Source organism: Marinomonas hwangdonensis (assembly GCF_003721245.1).
Taxonomy (GTDB): domain Bacteria; phylum Pseudomonadota; class Gammaproteobacteria; order Pseudomonadales; family Marinomonadaceae; genus Marinomonas; species Marinomonas hwangdonensis.
This window is the reverse complement of the sequence record NZ_RIZG01000002.1, coordinates 483,352-497,314: the sequence shown is the minus strand read 5'-3', so window position 1 is coordinate 497,314 and position 13,963 is coordinate 483,352. Positions and strand designations below refer to the sequence as shown.

The following is a 13,963-nucleotide window of genomic DNA, read 5'->3' as shown; positions in this document are numbered from 1 at the left end:
GTTGTAATGGCTTAGGCCAATTTTATTAGCTTAATTGGGAGAATCCCTCAATGAAAAAGAAAACACTTGGTTTAATGCTCGCATGCGCGGCTAGCTCTGCAACGGTTTCTGCTGAACAAGTAGTGAATATATACAACTGGTCTGATTATATGGCACCGGGCACCCTAGAACAGTTTACGGCTGAAACGGGTATTAAGGTCAATTACGACGTCTATGACAGCAATGAAGCGCTAGAAGCTAAGCTGATGGCTGGCGGTTCTGGCTATGACGTGGTGATGCCGTCGAACTCGTTTTTTGAGCGTCAATTAAAGGCCGGTGTTTACCAGAGCATAGACAAGAGTCAGTTGAGCAATGTGGGTAACCTAGATGCGACTTTACTGAAGCAAATTGAAAAGCACGACGCGGGTAATCAGTACAATATCCCTTATGCGTGGGGAACAGTCGGCATTGGTTATAACACCAAAATGATTGAAGAGCGTTTGGGTACGCCAGAGTTGGATTCTTGGGATGTGTTGTTTAACCCAAGCATTGCCGCTAAATTGCAAGACTGTGGTATTGCTGTGTTGGATTCACCGGCAGAAATTATGTCTGTTGTGCATAATTATCGTGGTGTTGATCCCAATTCCGAAGATGCAAACGAGCTTGCCGCATCAGCTAAGTTAATGAGCGAGGCGCGTCCTTATATTAAATATTTCCACTCCAGTACCTATATTTCGGATTTAGCGAACGGCGAAATTTGTGTGGCGGTGGGCTACAACGGCGATATTTTGCAATCACAAAGCCGAGCAGAAGAAGCCGGTCAGGGTATCGAGATCAATTATACGATTCCGAAAGAAGGCACCTTGGTGTGGTTTGATTTAATGGCCGTACCGGCAGATGCGCCACACCCACAAGCCGCTTTGGCGTTTATTGATTATATTTTGCGTCCTGAAGTGGCCGCCTCTATTTCTAACTATGTGTACTACGCTGTGCCTAATAAAGCCGCTGAACCCCTGTTAGACGCAGAGATTTTGTCAAACAAGGGCATTTATCCTACGCAAGAAGTGAAGGATAAATTGTACGTGCAAGTGGCTCACACCGCGCGTTTTGACCGTTCTTTGACGCGTGCATGGACCAACATTAAAACAGGTCGTTAATCGACATTCCGGCGGGGCTTTCTGGCTCCGCCATTTTTTCGCCAAGCATTTAGATAGGTCTTTAGGTTATGTCTGCTTTTCCCAATATTTCTACTGTACAGACGCAATCTGTGCCGTCATGGCGTCAACAAGACGCAAAACCTTTTGTTCAAATTGATCAAATTACCAAGCAGTTTGGTCAGTTTACGGCAGTTAACTCCGTGTCCTTAGACATTTATCGCAATGAACTGTTTTGTTTATTGGGGGGTTCTGGTTCAGGGAAAAGTACTTTATTGCGCATGTTGGCTGGCTTTGAAGAGCCGACATCGGGTCGTATTTTAATTGACGGTGTGGATATGACGGGCATTCCGCCTTGGGAGCGCCCAGTCAATATGATGTTCCAGTCTTATGCTTTGTTTCCGCATTTATCGGTCGAAGCCAATGTGGCATTTGGTTTAAAACGTGAGGGTGTAAAAAGCGCTGAAGTCAAAGCCCGAGTCAGCGATATTTTGGACATGGTAAAGCTTGGTCATCTGGCTAAACGCAAGCCCCATATGCTGTCTGGGGGACAACGCCAGCGTGTGGCTCTGGCTCGCTCCTTGGTAAAGCGCCCAAAACTTTTGTTATTGGATGAGCCTTTGGGCGCGTTGGATAAAAAGCTTCGGGAAGAAACCCAGTTTGAATTAATGCGCCTTCAAGAAGAATTAGGCATTACCTTTGTGGTGGTGACTCATGATCAAGAAGAAGCCATGACTCTGGCAACCCGAATTGGTGTCATGAACAATGGCGACATTATCCAAACTGCTGAGCCTCACGAAGTGTATGAATACCCAAAGAGCCGTTTCGTGGCGGAATTCATCGGCAATGTGAACCTATTTGATGGTGTGGTCGTGGAAGACGAACGGGACAGTGTGTCGATTCAAAGTCCAGATTTAGACGCCTATTTGCAAGTGGACCACGGCATCAGTTGCGCGCCCAATCAAGAAGTGAGCGTGGCAATTCGTCCCGAAAAAATTCGCATTAGCCGTGAACCCATGGACATAGAAGTGAACGGGGCGACGGGGGTGATTTGTGATGTAGCCTACATGGGAAGCCAGTCGGTGTTTAAAGTACGCCTTGCTTCCGGTAAATACCTTCGTATTACCCAGCCTAATGTGTCCCGTGAAATGGGCAGCCGTTTGACGTGGGAAGATGCTGTGTATCTTTCTTGGGACGCGGACAGTTGTGTGGTGTTGGTATCATGATGGGAGAAACGACTCTCGCGAGAGGCGCTTATGGCCTCGCCTGGCTGAAGAAGATTCCTTTAGGCCGAATTGCCGTGATACTGGTGCCTATGCTGTGGTTGGCGGCGTTTTTTTTCATCCCTTTTTTGGTGGTGTTTAAAATCTCTTTGTCGGAAGCAGCCATTGCCATTCCGCCTTATTCGCCTTTATTGCAATGGGATTCGAGCAGTTCGTATCTCACGTTTTCATTGAACTTTGGTAATTATCTTTACCTGTTTGAATCGCGTTTTTACCTAGATGCGTATTTGAGCTCCGTTAAAATTGCCGCCATTTCTACCTTTTTTGCTCTGCTGATTGGTTTTCCGATTGCGTATTTGATTGCGCGTAGCCGTCCTACTGTGCGAATTGTTTTGCTAGCATTGGTGATTTTGCCGTTTTGGACGTCTTTTTTGTTGCGTGTTTATGCTTGGATGGTATTGCTCAGAAAAGATGGCTTGGTGAATGATATTTTGCTGATGACCGGCATTATTGATCAGCCCATTCAGATACTGCAAACCGACTTTGCCGTGTATTTAGGGATTGTTTATACCTATCTGCCCTTTATGATTTTGCCCTTGTATGCGTCGCTGGAGAAAATGGATTTAAGTCTGATTGATGCGGCTCAAGACCTAGGAGCTAAGCCTTATCAATCGTTTTTCTTGGTGACTTTGCCTTTGGCGAAAGCGGGAATTATTGCGGGTTGTTTGTTGGTGTTTATTCCTGCAGTGGGTGAGTATGTGATTCCTGCCTTGTTAGGTGGATCAGATACCTTAATGATTGGTCGTGTCCTATGGGACGAGTTTTTCCAAAATCGTGACTGGCCTATGGCGTCGGCGGTGGCCGTGATGATGCTGATTGTGTTGGTGATCCCCATTATGTTTATTCGCAACAGCAATAAGGAGGCCGAATGAAACAGGGCAGCTCTACGGCGTTAAAAATGATGTCAGGTGCGGGCTTTGTGTTTCTTTATGCACCGATTATTGCCTTGATTGTGTACAGTTTTAATGATTCTAAATTGGTGACTGTGTGGGGCGGTTGGTCATTAAAATGGTATGTGGAACTGTTTAGCAATGAGCAAATTATGAGCGCGGCGTGGGCCAGTTTAAAGATTGCCTTTATCAGCGCTACTTTGGCGTCAGTGCTCGGCACCTTAGCCGGTTTTGTACTCAGTCGTATGCGTAAATTTGTCGGTAAGGCGATGTTGTCAGGTTGGGTCACCGCGCCTTTGGTTATGCCAGAAGTCATTACAGGTCTGTCTTTATTGCTTCTTTTCGTGTTTCTGGAAAACGTGTTTGGTTGGCCCGCGGGCCGAGGCTTGCTGACGGTGGTGATTGCTCATACGACGTTTTGTTTGGCATACGTGGCGGTGGTGGTGCAGTCACGTCTTGCGTCCTTGGATGAAACCCTAGAAGAAGCGGCTATGGATTTGGGCGCAAAACCTGCGTCATTGTTTTTCTTGATTACTTTACCATTGATTTCACCGGCGATTATTGCGGGCTGGTTACTGGCGTTTACTTTGTCGCTAGACGACTTAGTGATTGCCAGTTTCGTGTCTGGTCCGGGTAACAGCACCTTGCCAATGGTGATCTTTTCAAAAGTGCGCTTGGGTGTGACACCAGAAGTCAATGCTTTGGCGACGCTGATGATAGTGGCGGTTTCTATGGCCGTGATCGCAGCGATTGTAATCATGCATCGACAGAGTCGATACAATGACAAAAACAACCATTAATGGGTTCTGATAGTCGTGATACTAAGGACAGAGACATGAAAATAGGTATTCTTGCGACCGGTATTACACCGGATGCCTTACTCGGTGAATTTCCCAGTTATGCCGGCATGTTTATTGAGCAGCTAGGTGAGCTGGAAAAGGACGCTCACTTTGTCACATACGATGTGCGTTTTGATGAGTTTCCTCTTGATGTGAAAGAATGTGACGCTTGGTTGATTACCGGGTCTAAATCGGATGCTTATGGTGATGAAGCTTGGATCTTGCGTTTGTGCGATTTGATTAGGGACATTGATCAGTTACGCCGTCCCTTGGTGGGGATATGTTTTGGTCATCAGGTGATTGCGCGCGCCCTAGGAGGGCGCGTTGACAAATTTCAAGGCGGTTGGGGGGTGGGCATTCATGATTATGCTGTGTGCGAATCTGTGCCTGTTTTACCTGAGACGAACCGTCTTGCTTTGTGTGCTTTTCACCAAGATCAAGTGGTAGAAAAACCGCAACGAGCACGGACTTTTTTGCGTTCAGACTTTTGTCAGTATGCGGGATTATTGTACGACGATCATATTTTGACGGTTCAAGGTCACCCTGAGTTTTCGATCACCTACGAGCGCGCTCTGATCGATTTTTATGAGGGTGCTGTGTTGACTAAAGAACAAGCCATGGCGGCCAGAGCGTCCTTGGTCAACGGGAGTATTGACGCCTTGCCACTGATGACTTGGGTAGGGCAGTTTTTGAAGCGACGCTCGTAATAACGGGGTAAAAAAACAGCGTTTAAAAAAACCTTAAAAATAGCCTCTTTTTAAGGCAATTTATCGAGCGTTGAGTAATACAGCATACCCGCTACCAGACCGGGCCAGCGTAGTAGAGTGCCACCAGGAAAGTCTTTCGTCGGTAATCGCTCGAAGGCGTCTATGCCTTCTAATGAACCTTGCACGGCCTTGGCAAACAGCGCTCCGGCGTAGGTTGCCAAGGCCACACCGTGGCCTGAATAACCCTGAGCAACAAACACGTTAGCTTCTTGTCGGGCAATGTGAGGCATGCGATTCAGGGTGATGGCCAAAGTGCCGCCCCAAGCATAGTCGATCTTATGATTTGCCAATTCAGGGTACACGGCCAGCATGTGTTTTTTAACAAAGCGGGCAATGTCGTTTGGAAAGCGTTGACGGTAGTTTTCGCCACCCCCCCAGAGCAATCGCTTGTCGGCCGACAGGCGAAAGTAATTCACTACAAACTTAGAATCGGCAACCGCCAAACGCTCGGGATTAATGCGATTGGCAATGTCGTCGCTCAATGGCTCGGTCGCGATAATGAAGTTGTTAATTGGCATGATTTTTTTGGCGGCGGCATGGTTCAGTTTGCCTAAATAACCGTTGCAGGCGAAGAGCAGGTAGCGGCAACGTATTTTGCCTTTCTCCGTTACGACTTCGGGCTTTTCTCCTGTTTTATAGGAAATGACGGGGGAACCTTCATAAAGTGTGGCGCCATGGTCTGTCGCGGCTCGTGCCATGCCTAGGACAAAGTTGAGCGGGTGCAGGTGCGCTCCGTCTCGAAATAGCTCACCGCCATGATACTGCTTGGTACCGAGCAAGGCGGATACCCTGTCGGCATTCAGATAATCCACTTGGTCGTACTCTAATTGCTGACGAGTGTATTCGACGGATTTTTTCAATGCTTCACTGTGGCTAGGTTTGCTCGCTACGTGTAGAACGCCAGCACTAAGGTCGCATTCTATATGGTGACGTTTGATTAGGTCTTTTACCAAGGTGACAGAGTCAACAGAGCTGCGCCAAAGCTGATCGGCGGTGCGTTTGCCGACTTGCTTTACCAGAGTGTCGTGACTCATGTTGTGACCTTGGCACAGTTGGCCCCCGTTTCGTCCAGACGCTCCCCAGCCGATTTTGTTGGCTTCCACTAGGCTGACGTTGAATCCCGCTTCTGCAAGGTGCAAGGCCGCTGACACGCCCGTAAAACCGCCACCAATAATGCAGATATCCACCTCTTGCTCGCCATGTAAGATGGGGTACTCTGTCAGCGTATTGGCGTTGGCCGCGTAATAGGTTGCTTCGTGTGTGTTCAAACGTTGGGTTCCTATGAAAACAAACGGCAATAAAGGTTTGTTATGTTGATTATGCTATTTTGGTCTGCGTATTTTGAACCAGTACTTTATCGTCTGCTAACAAAACAGCCATGCTGTAGTGTGAATGATAGAGCAATAGAGTAAGATCGCAATATGTAATATTTTAGCCTGAAGAGATTAAAACGAGGGTGCTATAAGGTGAGTTATGACGGAATTTGAAGCCTTTTTGAAAGAACATGCCATTACCGAAGTCGAGTCTACGTTGGCAGACATGACCGGGAATGCCCGTGGAAAATTTTATCCAACCTATAAATTCTTAGCGGAGCTGTGCGGCCGGATTCCAGAAACCATCTTGGTGCAAAGCGTTACTGGCGATTGGGCAGATAACCATTACGAGCTGGTGGACGCCAGCGACCGAGATATGGAGTTACATCCTGATCCGAATACTTTTCGTTTAGTGCCTTGGGCGGATGAGCCTACCGCGCAGATTATTAACGATTGTTATGATAAAAGCGGTCAATTGCACCCTTTATCGAGCCGCACTATTTTGCGCAATATTCTGGCTTTGTACGCCAAAGAGGGCATTACACCTGTGATCGCCCCTGAGGTTGAGTTTTATTTGATCGACCCGAATACCGATCCAGATTATGAATTAAAGCCCGCTGTTGGGCGCTCGGGTAAGCGAGAAACCTCGCGTCGCTCTTACAGCATTGATGCGGTCAATGAGTTCAACCCTGTTATTGACACCTTGTACAGTTATTGCGAAGCACAAGGTTTGGATGTGGATACCTTGATTCATGAATCGGGGGCGGCACAGATGGAAATCAACTTTATTCATGGTGATCCGCTGGATTTGGCTGACCAGGTGTTTGTTTTTAAGCGTACGTTACGAGAAGCGGCAATGAAGCATGGCATGTACGCGACTTTTATGGCCAAGCCTATGCAGCATGAACCAGGCAGTGCCATGCACATTCATCAGAGTTTGGTGGACAGTAAAACGGGTAAGAATATTTTTGATCATAATGGCAGCCCCAGTGAGCTCTTTTATCACTACCTTGGTGGACTGCAGAAATACACCCCCAATGCGATCAGCTTTTTTGCCCCTAACGTGAATTCCTACCGCCGTTTTTCACCGGATATGGCGGCGCCGATTAATATGCAATGGGGATTTGATAATCGCACGGCCGGGCTGCGCATTCCGTTTTCAGCCCCAGAAGGGACGCGTATTGAAAACCGTTTTCCGGGGGCGGATTGCAATCCTTACTTGGCGATCGCGGCGACTCTGGCTTGCGGTTATCTTGGGATCAAAGAAAAGCTGCAACCGACAGAGCCGGTGGAAGGCAAAACCCCACCGTCAGAAGAAGTGGAAATTGCTCGAACATTAGAGGAAGGCTTGCGCTTACTGGAAGAGTGCCAGCCACTGTGCGACATCATGGGGGAACACTTCGTAAAAGCCTATATGGGTGTAAAACGCAGTGAGTTTGAAACCTTTAACCGTGTTATCAGCTCTTGGGAGCGAGAACATCTTTTGCTCAACGTGTGATAGTTTGAGTCTGTGACGATGTGAGCGTGTTAGTTTTAACGCCATTGCAAAGTAAAAAAGGCCAGAAGCAGAGCTTCTGGCCTTTTTATTTGACTCTGTGGTATCTGGGCTTCGTCAAGAGCGAATCATTACGCTGCGGCTTCTTCGCGTCCAAAATGTTTACCAAGTAGGGCGTGGTAAAAATTGTGGTCGTTGAGTATGCCGATACAGGTTCCTTTGCTTTCTAATACCAAGAAGCGATTCGTGTGATAGCGTATTTCGACGGCATCGCGCATGGCAATATTAGCCGGCACAATAAAGACGGTGCCATCTGGTACATTAGCCAGAATGGTCTCTGGGGTCCAGCGAGCAGTGGGCACTGTGCCTTTCTCGTTTTCGACCGACTCTAATTTGCCGTTATTGAGTGTCATCCAAGTATCTTTATTGACGATAACGCGCTCTTCTTCGACTGCAAGTTCGTCAATTGGTGTCATCAAGGATTCACCACACAGCACATTGAGTGGATTCGTATGCGCTACAAAGCGTTCTACGTATTCTGTCGCAGGGTTCAGAACGATTTGTTCTGGTGTGTCTTCCTGGATGATACGTGCTGATTCCATGATGGCGATTTTGCTACCAATCTTGAGGGCTTCGTCTAGGTCATGGCTCACAAAGATGATGGTTTTGTTAAGGCGCTTTTGCAACTCAATCAATTCATCTTGTAGCTGAGAGCGAATTAATGGGTCAAGAGCGGAAAAAGGCTCGTCCATTAGCAATACGTCCGTATCCATGGCAAAGGCTCTTGCTAGACCAACACGCTGACGCATACCGCCCGATAGCTCATCGGGCTTTTTGTCTGCCCATTGATCAAGACTGACCATTTCTAGTTGCTCATGGGCTTTTTTAAGGCGTTCCGCTTTGGGCATACCTTGCATTTCTAGACCAAACGCGACGTTTTCTAGCACAGTCAACCATGGCATAAGAGCAAAACTTTGAAATACCATGGAGACTCGACGGGTGCGCATGTGGCGTAATGTGGCCTCATCGCACTTTGCCATATCCACCATGGTGTCGCCGTCTCTGACAAGGCAGCGACCACGAGCAATTTTATTTAGACCATTAATTGCGCGTAGCAAGGTGGATTTGCCTGAGCCAGACAATCCCATGAGTACGCAGATTTCACCCTCATTGACTTCGATGTTGGCATTTTGAACGCCCACCACATCGCCAGTTTCGCTAATGATTTGATCTCGCGTGTAACCTTTGTCCATTAAAGGAAGCGTTTCTGCATGATTGTTACCGAAGACGATATCAACATTTTCTATGGTGACAACAGACATAAATTAACCCTCACTTTTCATGGATGGTGATTTACAAATACGGTCTAGCATGATGGCGACCAGTACGATGGCGACACCTGCTTCAAAACCTTGTGAAATATTGACGGTATTCAGCGCTCTAATGACGGGTTTGCCTAGACCATCTGCACCGACTAGCGCTGCAACCACCACCATAGAAAGTGACAGCATGATACATTGTGTGATGCCTGCCATGATGTTTGGCATAGCCGCTGGTAGCTCGACTTTGTACAGTAGTTTTGATTTTGTGCAGCCAAATGCCAAACCAGCTTCAACTAATTCACTTGGGACCTTACTCACGCCTAAATACGTCAGACGAATAGGGGCGGCGATGGCAAAAATAATGGTGGAGATTAATCCAGGTACATAGCCTAATCCGAATAAAATTAGTGTCGGAATCAGGTAAACAAAAGTAGGTATGGTTTGCATCAAGTCAAGAATGGGACGCAACATGGTGTACAACCAAGGACGGTGCGCTGCGGCAATACCAATTGGCACGCCAATCAATACGCTGATTGCGGTTGCGGTAACGACCAGTACAAGCGTTTGGATTGTTTCTACCCAATAGCCCATATTGATGATGAGCAGAAAAGATAAGGCAATAAATACCAATAAGCCTAGATTGCGGTGTAAAAGCCAAACACCTATTAAAATGATGCCAATAACCGCCAGTGGATGAGCCCATAGAATGGAGTCAACCAAGGTGTAAATAATGGTTTCCAACGTAATAGAAATGAGGTCAAAGAATACGGAAGCGGCAGAAACTAGCCAATCGACAAAGCTTTCCATCCAAGCGCCAAGAGGGATCTTATTATCCGTCAGCCAATTCATATGTGTGTTCTCCCGGTGATTTAATGAGACACCCTGCGCTAGGACTGTGCGCAGGGTGTGGTTGTGCTAAAAGAGGAAATTACAGTCCTAGGTGAGATTTCACGGCTGTTAAGCCATTATCACCAGAAAGAGTAGTGACGCCTTCGAGCCATTCATTAAGAACACCGGGGTTGCCTTGTAGCCATTCACGTGCTGCTATGTCAGGTTTTTTACCGTCGTCTAAAATAGCGCCCATGATTTCGTTTTCCATTGGCAGCGTAAAAGTAAGGTTGGTCAGCAATTTGCCCATGTTTGGGCATTCTTGTAGGTAGCCTTTACGAACGTTGGTATGCACATTTGCGCCACCATAATTGGCACCAAAGAAGTCATCACCGCCAGCCAGGTATTCCATTTCAAAATTGGCGTTCATAGGGTGTGGCGCCCAGCCTAGAAATGCGATCCATTTGTCACGACGAGCGTTGCGGCTGACTTGTGACAACATGCCTGCTTCACTCGACTCAACAATTTGAAAGTCGCCTAAATCAAAAGCATTAGAATCAATCATGTCTTGAATGATGCGGTTGCCGTCATTGCCTGGCTCGATACCATAAATACGGCCGGAAAACTCACGGCGATACTTTGCAATATCGGCAAAGGTTTTAACGCCAGCGTCGTAGGCGGATTTATTGACGGCTAACGTGTATTTAGCGCCGACTAGGTTAGGGCCTAGATCTTCAACGGTGCCTGCTTCTAAGTAAGGCGCGATGTCTGCTTGCATGGTAGGCATCCAGTTGCCTAGGAAGATATCAATATCCTTGTTGGCAAGTGATGTGTAGGTAACAGGAACAGAGAGCAGTTGAGTTTTTGTTTCGTAACCTAAGCCTTCGCTGATTTCACTGACCACGGCGGTGGTTGCTGTGATATCGGTCCAACCAACGTCTGAGAAACGTACGGTCGAGCATTCTGCTGCCAAAGTGAATCCAGAAATACTGGCCACACTGAGGGCGACGGCGGTTTTTTGTATCTTGCTTAACATATCTTTATCCTCTTTTTTTTGAACTCAAAATAAATGAGTGATTTTTATGCTTAGTACAAGCACTGAGTGAACCCTTGCATTTTAAGACTAGCCTGTTACGGCTAGGTTATCTTTGTAAGCGTTGCACTTTTTTGCGTTAACGTTTTACGTTAATTTTTGCGCTAAATCATTTCGACACGTCACGAAATACGGCGTCTAAATAATTGCTAATAAGTCCGGCGGCTTCTTGTTTGTTAATACCGCCAGCCAATGATCCTCGTAACCACATACCGTCGATGAGTGCGGCGACGGTTAGAGCGATGTCACGTGCTTGGGCGGTATCAAAATCTTGTTTCAAGGCACACACTAAGGCGGTTTGCAAACGTTTCGCATACATGTTTTGTAATCGATACAGTGACGGTGTATGCATCGCAGATGCCCAGAATCCCATCCAAGTTTTGACTACTTGGGGATGCGTTTGGGATTGACTAAAACTGGCCCTCACAATAGCCATGACGATGTCCCTTGCAGACTGCCCTTTGGTATTGGCGATTTCTTTGTGAAGATCTTCAAAAAATTCTTTAATTAGGCTGCGCATGGTGGCTTCGTAAAGCCCGTCTTTACCACCAAAATAATGGTTAATAATGGCGGGTGAGACCCCTGCTTTTTTACCAATAATGCTAACGGTTGCACCTGAAAAACCGTGTTTGTCTATGGCTCTAATGGCCGCCTCAATGAGCTGAGGTTTACGTATTTCAGGCATTCCAACTTTTGGCATGGTGAGTCCTTTTTTATTAAACAGCCGTTTAATGAAAACTATACTAGGCTGATTGTATGATTTAGGTCAACCCTTGACAATTCGATAACTTAGTACTCTAAGTAATTTAAGTTATTGAATTTTAAGAGAAATACAGTGATTTAAAAAAATTTCAATTTATTTTCGGGGTATGGTTGTCGGTTTGGGGCAAAAAGCGTGTTTATTTAGACACAATATTGCACCAGATTTCATTTTTTCGCGTACCTACTTTGTTTGTATTGGGTTCATCAAAATAGCTGGAGTTAATTGCTAGGGTTGTGTTAATTATAAAGTAAATACATGGCTGGAGTGTGAGTAAATGGACGATATATCCCAAGCGTTCGATCGCGTGATCGATCGTTCTCAAATGAGCAGTGACAAGTGGTCAAAGTACCCTAAAGACGTGCTTCCTATGTGGGTAGCTGATATGGATTTCGATTCACCACCTTCCATTAAAATGGCTTTAAATCAACGAGTTGAGGATGGCGTGTTTGGCTATACTCATCCATCTAGCGCTTTGGTAAGCGCCATTCAGTCGCATTTACAAAGCCGTTATCACTGGTCGGTGTCTGGGGGACATTTAGTGCACCTTCCTGGTTTGGTGTGTGCCTTGCATTTGAGTGTCCGCGTCTTCTCAAGCGAGGGCGATGGGATTGTGGTGCCTGGACCGGTTTATTACCATTTGAATAAAGCGCCCCTTGCGGCGAAGCGTCAGTTGCTGCGTGTAAATATGTGTTTAGAAGAAGGGCGTTGGGTGCCTGATATGGCGCAGTTTGAATCGGCTTGTGCGGACCCAAAAAGCAAAATGATTCTATTGTGTAATCCGCACAATCCGGGTGGTACCGTGTACACCAAAGCGGAATTATCACGCATCCATGCCTTGGCAGAGAAGTATGATCTTGTCGTTGTCAGTGACGAGATTCACTGTGATTTAATTTTAGATGATGTGCTACATATTCCCTTCGCCAGTCTAAATCAGGACGCGGCCAATCGTACTATTACCTTAATGGCGCCTAGCAAGACGTTTAATATTGCCGGTTTAGGCTACGCCTTTGCGGTGATTGAAAATGCGGCATTACGTCAGGCGTTCAATGACGAGAAAGCAGGCTTGATTCCTTCACCGAGCATGTTGGGCTTGACCGCGGCTACAGCCGCGTATCAAGAAGGTCAGACGTGGCATCAAGCTTTGCTCATTTATCTCAAGGAAAATCGAGATTTTTTGGCGGCTAGAATAGCAAAGACTCCCATGAAAATGGCGCATTTAGAAGCCACTTATCTGGCTTGGATCGACGTTTCTGCGTTGGGTTTAAAAGACCCGCATCGATTCTTTTTAGACGCTGGAGTGGGCGTGTCTGATGGCAAAGACTTTGGCAATGAGAAGTTTGTGCGTTTGAATTTTGGTTGCCCTCGATCCGTGTTGGAAGATGCGATGACACGCATCGAAAACGCGCTCATCACGCAGGGTTTGATGTGATTGATTTTACCCTGAGATTTGGTGTGTTTTTGGTGGTGTTTAGCGCCTTATTGGCGTGGCAATACTACCGGCCTAGGGGCGCTTTGGTACAGTGGCGCCAGCGTTGGCGTCATAATATTGCTTTATTGGTATTAGGGGCGGTCTGTGTGCGCCTCGTTCAGCCCTTGTTGCTGTCTCTTTTGGCTTTAATGAGTCAAGGTTTCGGCTTGTTTGCCGTGGTGGATTTGCCCTTTTGGTTGACCTTTATACTGAGTATTTTTTTATTGGACTGTCTGATTTATTGGCAGCACAGACTGTTTCATCGTGTGCCTTTGTTGTGGCGCATTCATCGTGTTCACCATTCTGACCCTGAATTGGATGTTAGCTCGGCGGTACGGTTTCACCCTGTTGAGATTGTTCTGTCTTTGGGTATCAAGGCGTTGGCTGTTTGGTTATTCGGAATACCGTTGGAGGCGATACTGGCGTTTGATATTTTGTTAAACGCGGCGGCAATGTTTAATCACACCAACGCTAGGTTGCCGGCCAAAACAGAGTCTTGGGTACAGCGAATACTGGTGACGCCCGATTTACATCGTATCCATCACTCGCGGGTAGATCGAGAAGCAAACAGTAATTTTGGGTTCTTTTTAAGTATTTGGGATGAATTTTTTAATACGAAACGAGTGCGGGCTTTGGAAGGGGATGAACATTTAAAGATAGGTATGCCTGATACTAAAACGTATCAACCAGCCTCATTTAAAGAGGTCTTGGTGATGCCTTTCAAACGGTTTGGAAAGCATCGTTAAAAACGAATAGATTAAAGGGCACT

General features: G+C 46.6%; 13 protein-coding genes. 8 read left to right on the top strand and 5 right to left on the bottom strand.

Annotated elements, in window-relative coordinates; genetic code table 11:
- The first annotated feature begins 50 nt into the window (after positions 1-50).
- From EBI00_RS05325 to EBI00_RS05305, 5 genes are all read left to right on the top strand, one after another.
- A complete protein-coding gene (locus EBI00_RS05325) occupies positions 51-1,136 on the top strand; it encodes a polyamine ABC transporter substrate-binding protein (RefSeq protein ID WP_123094869.1) in 1,086 nt (361 codons plus the stop codon).
- A 68-nt stretch (positions 1,137-1,204) separates the two neighbouring features.
- Positions 1,205-2,359 carry an ABC transporter ATP-binding protein gene (locus tag EBI00_RS05320; RefSeq protein ID WP_123094868.1) on the top strand — a complete coding sequence of 385 codons (1,155 nt, stop codon included), beginning with the start codon at positions 1,205-1,207 and terminating at the stop codon, positions 2,357-2,359.
- Positions 2,356-3,288 carry an ABC transporter permease subunit gene (locus tag EBI00_RS05315; RefSeq protein WP_174714891.1) on the top strand — a complete coding sequence of 311 codons (933 nt, stop codon included), beginning with the start codon at positions 2,356-2,358 and terminating at the stop codon, positions 3,286-3,288. The genes EBI00_RS05320 and EBI00_RS05315 overlap by 4 nt, the downstream gene beginning before the upstream one ends.
- Positions 3,285-4,106 carry an ABC transporter permease subunit gene (locus EBI00_RS05310; protein ID WP_123094867.1) on the top strand — a complete coding sequence of 274 codons (822 nt, stop codon included), beginning with the start codon at positions 3,285-3,287 and terminating at the stop codon, positions 4,104-4,106. The genes EBI00_RS05315 and EBI00_RS05310 overlap by 4 nt, the downstream gene beginning before the upstream one ends.
- Positions 4,107-4,141: 35 nt before the next feature.
- Positions 4,142-4,852, top strand: coding sequence for a glutamine amidotransferase-related protein (locus tag EBI00_RS05305; protein ID WP_123094866.1), 711 nt, complete (start codon positions 4,142-4,144; stop codon positions 4,850-4,852).
- A 50-nt stretch (positions 4,853-4,902) separates the two neighbouring features.
- Here EBI00_RS05305 and EBI00_RS05300 read toward each other — a convergent pair whose 3' ends face one another.
- A complete protein-coding gene (locus tag EBI00_RS05300; RefSeq protein WP_123094865.1) occupies positions 4,903-6,180 on the bottom strand; it encodes an NAD(P)/FAD-dependent oxidoreductase in 1,278 nt (425 codons plus the stop codon).
- Positions 6,181-6,385: 205 nt separating this feature from the next.
- Here EBI00_RS05300 and EBI00_RS05295 point away from each other — a divergent pair, with 205 nt between their 5' ends.
- Positions 6,386-7,723 carry a glutamine synthetase family protein gene (locus tag EBI00_RS05295; RefSeq protein WP_123094864.1) on the top strand — a complete coding sequence of 446 codons (1,338 nt, stop codon included), beginning with the start codon at positions 6,386-6,388 and terminating at the stop codon, positions 7,721-7,723.
- 128 nt (positions 7,724-7,851) lie between these two features.
- Here the strand turns inward: EBI00_RS05295 and choV are convergent, their stop codons facing one another.
- The 4 genes from choV to betI form a co-directional block, all read right to left on the bottom strand.
- Positions 7,852-9,042 (bottom strand): choline ABC transporter ATP-binding protein, encoded by a 1,191-nt coding sequence (choV, locus tag EBI00_RS05290; protein WP_123094863.1) that lies wholly within the window; start codon positions 9,040-9,042, stop codon positions 7,852-7,854.
- 3 nt (positions 9,043-9,045) lie between these two features.
- On the bottom strand, positions 9,046-9,891 hold the full coding sequence (choW, locus tag EBI00_RS05285) for a choline ABC transporter permease subunit (protein ID WP_123094862.1): 846 nt from the start codon (positions 9,889-9,891) through the stop codon (positions 9,046-9,048).
- Between the two features lie 79 nt (positions 9,892-9,970).
- Entirely contained in the window at positions 9,971-10,906 is a 936-nt protein-coding gene (locus tag EBI00_RS05280; RefSeq protein ID WP_123094861.1) for a choline ABC transporter substrate-binding protein, read from the bottom strand.
- A 166-nt stretch (positions 10,907-11,072) separates the two neighbouring features.
- Entirely contained in the window at positions 11,073-11,663 is a 591-nt protein-coding gene (betI, locus tag EBI00_RS05275) for a transcriptional regulator BetI (protein ID WP_123094860.1), read from the bottom strand.
- 337 nt (positions 11,664-12,000) lie between these two features.
- Between betI and EBI00_RS05270 the strand changes: the two genes are divergently transcribed.
- Together EBI00_RS05270 and EBI00_RS05265 are read left to right on the top strand one after the other, a co-directional pair.
- Complete coding sequence (locus EBI00_RS05270; RefSeq protein WP_123094859.1) at positions 12,001-13,155, top strand: MalY/PatB family protein; 1,155 nt, start codon at positions 12,001-12,003, stop codon at positions 13,153-13,155.
- Positions 13,152-13,940 carry a sterol desaturase family protein gene (locus EBI00_RS05265; protein ID WP_123094858.1) on the top strand — a complete coding sequence of 263 codons (789 nt, stop codon included), beginning with the start codon at positions 13,152-13,154 and terminating at the stop codon, positions 13,938-13,940. The genes EBI00_RS05270 and EBI00_RS05265 overlap by 4 nt, the downstream gene beginning before the upstream one ends.
- Positions 13,941-13,963: the final 23 nt, after the last annotated feature.

Bases quoted from the DNA above. Each gene is read 5' to 3' on its own strand.
- EBI00_RS05315 (WP_174714891.1), top strand. From the start codon at position 2,356: ATGATGGGAGAAACGACTCTCGCGAGAGGCGCTTATGGCCTCGCCTGG.
- EBI00_RS05305 (WP_123094866.1), top strand. From the start codon at position 4,142: ATGAAAATAGGTATTCTTGCGACCGGTATTACACCGGATGCCTTACTC.
- EBI00_RS05310 (WP_123094867.1), top strand. From the start codon at position 3,285: ATGAAACAGGGCAGCTCTACGGCGTTAAAAATGATGTCAGGTGCGGGC.
- betI (WP_123094860.1), bottom strand. From the start codon at position 11,663: ATGCCAAAAGTTGGAATGCCTGAAATACGTAAACCTCAGCTCATTGAG.
- choW (WP_123094862.1), bottom strand. From the start codon at position 9,891: ATGAATTGGCTGACGGATAATAAGATCCCTCTTGGCGCTTGGATGGAA.
- choV (WP_123094863.1), bottom strand. From the start codon at position 9,042: ATGTCTGTTGTCACCATAGAAAATGTTGATATCGTCTTCGGTAACAAT.
- EBI00_RS05320 (WP_123094868.1), top strand. From the start codon at position 1,205: ATGTCTGCTTTTCCCAATATTTCTACTGTACAGACGCAATCTGTGCCG.
- EBI00_RS05325 (WP_123094869.1), top strand. From the start codon at position 51: ATGAAAAAGAAAACACTTGGTTTAATGCTCGCATGCGCGGCTAGCTCT.
- EBI00_RS05295 (WP_123094864.1), top strand. From the start codon at position 6,386: ATGACGGAATTTGAAGCCTTTTTGAAAGAACATGCCATTACCGAAGTC.
- EBI00_RS05270 (WP_123094859.1), top strand. From the start codon at position 12,001: ATGGACGATATATCCCAAGCGTTCGATCGCGTGATCGATCGTTCTCAA.
- EBI00_RS05280 (WP_123094861.1), bottom strand. From the start codon at position 10,906: ATGTTAAGCAAGATACAAAAAACCGCCGTCGCCCTCAGTGTGGCCAGT.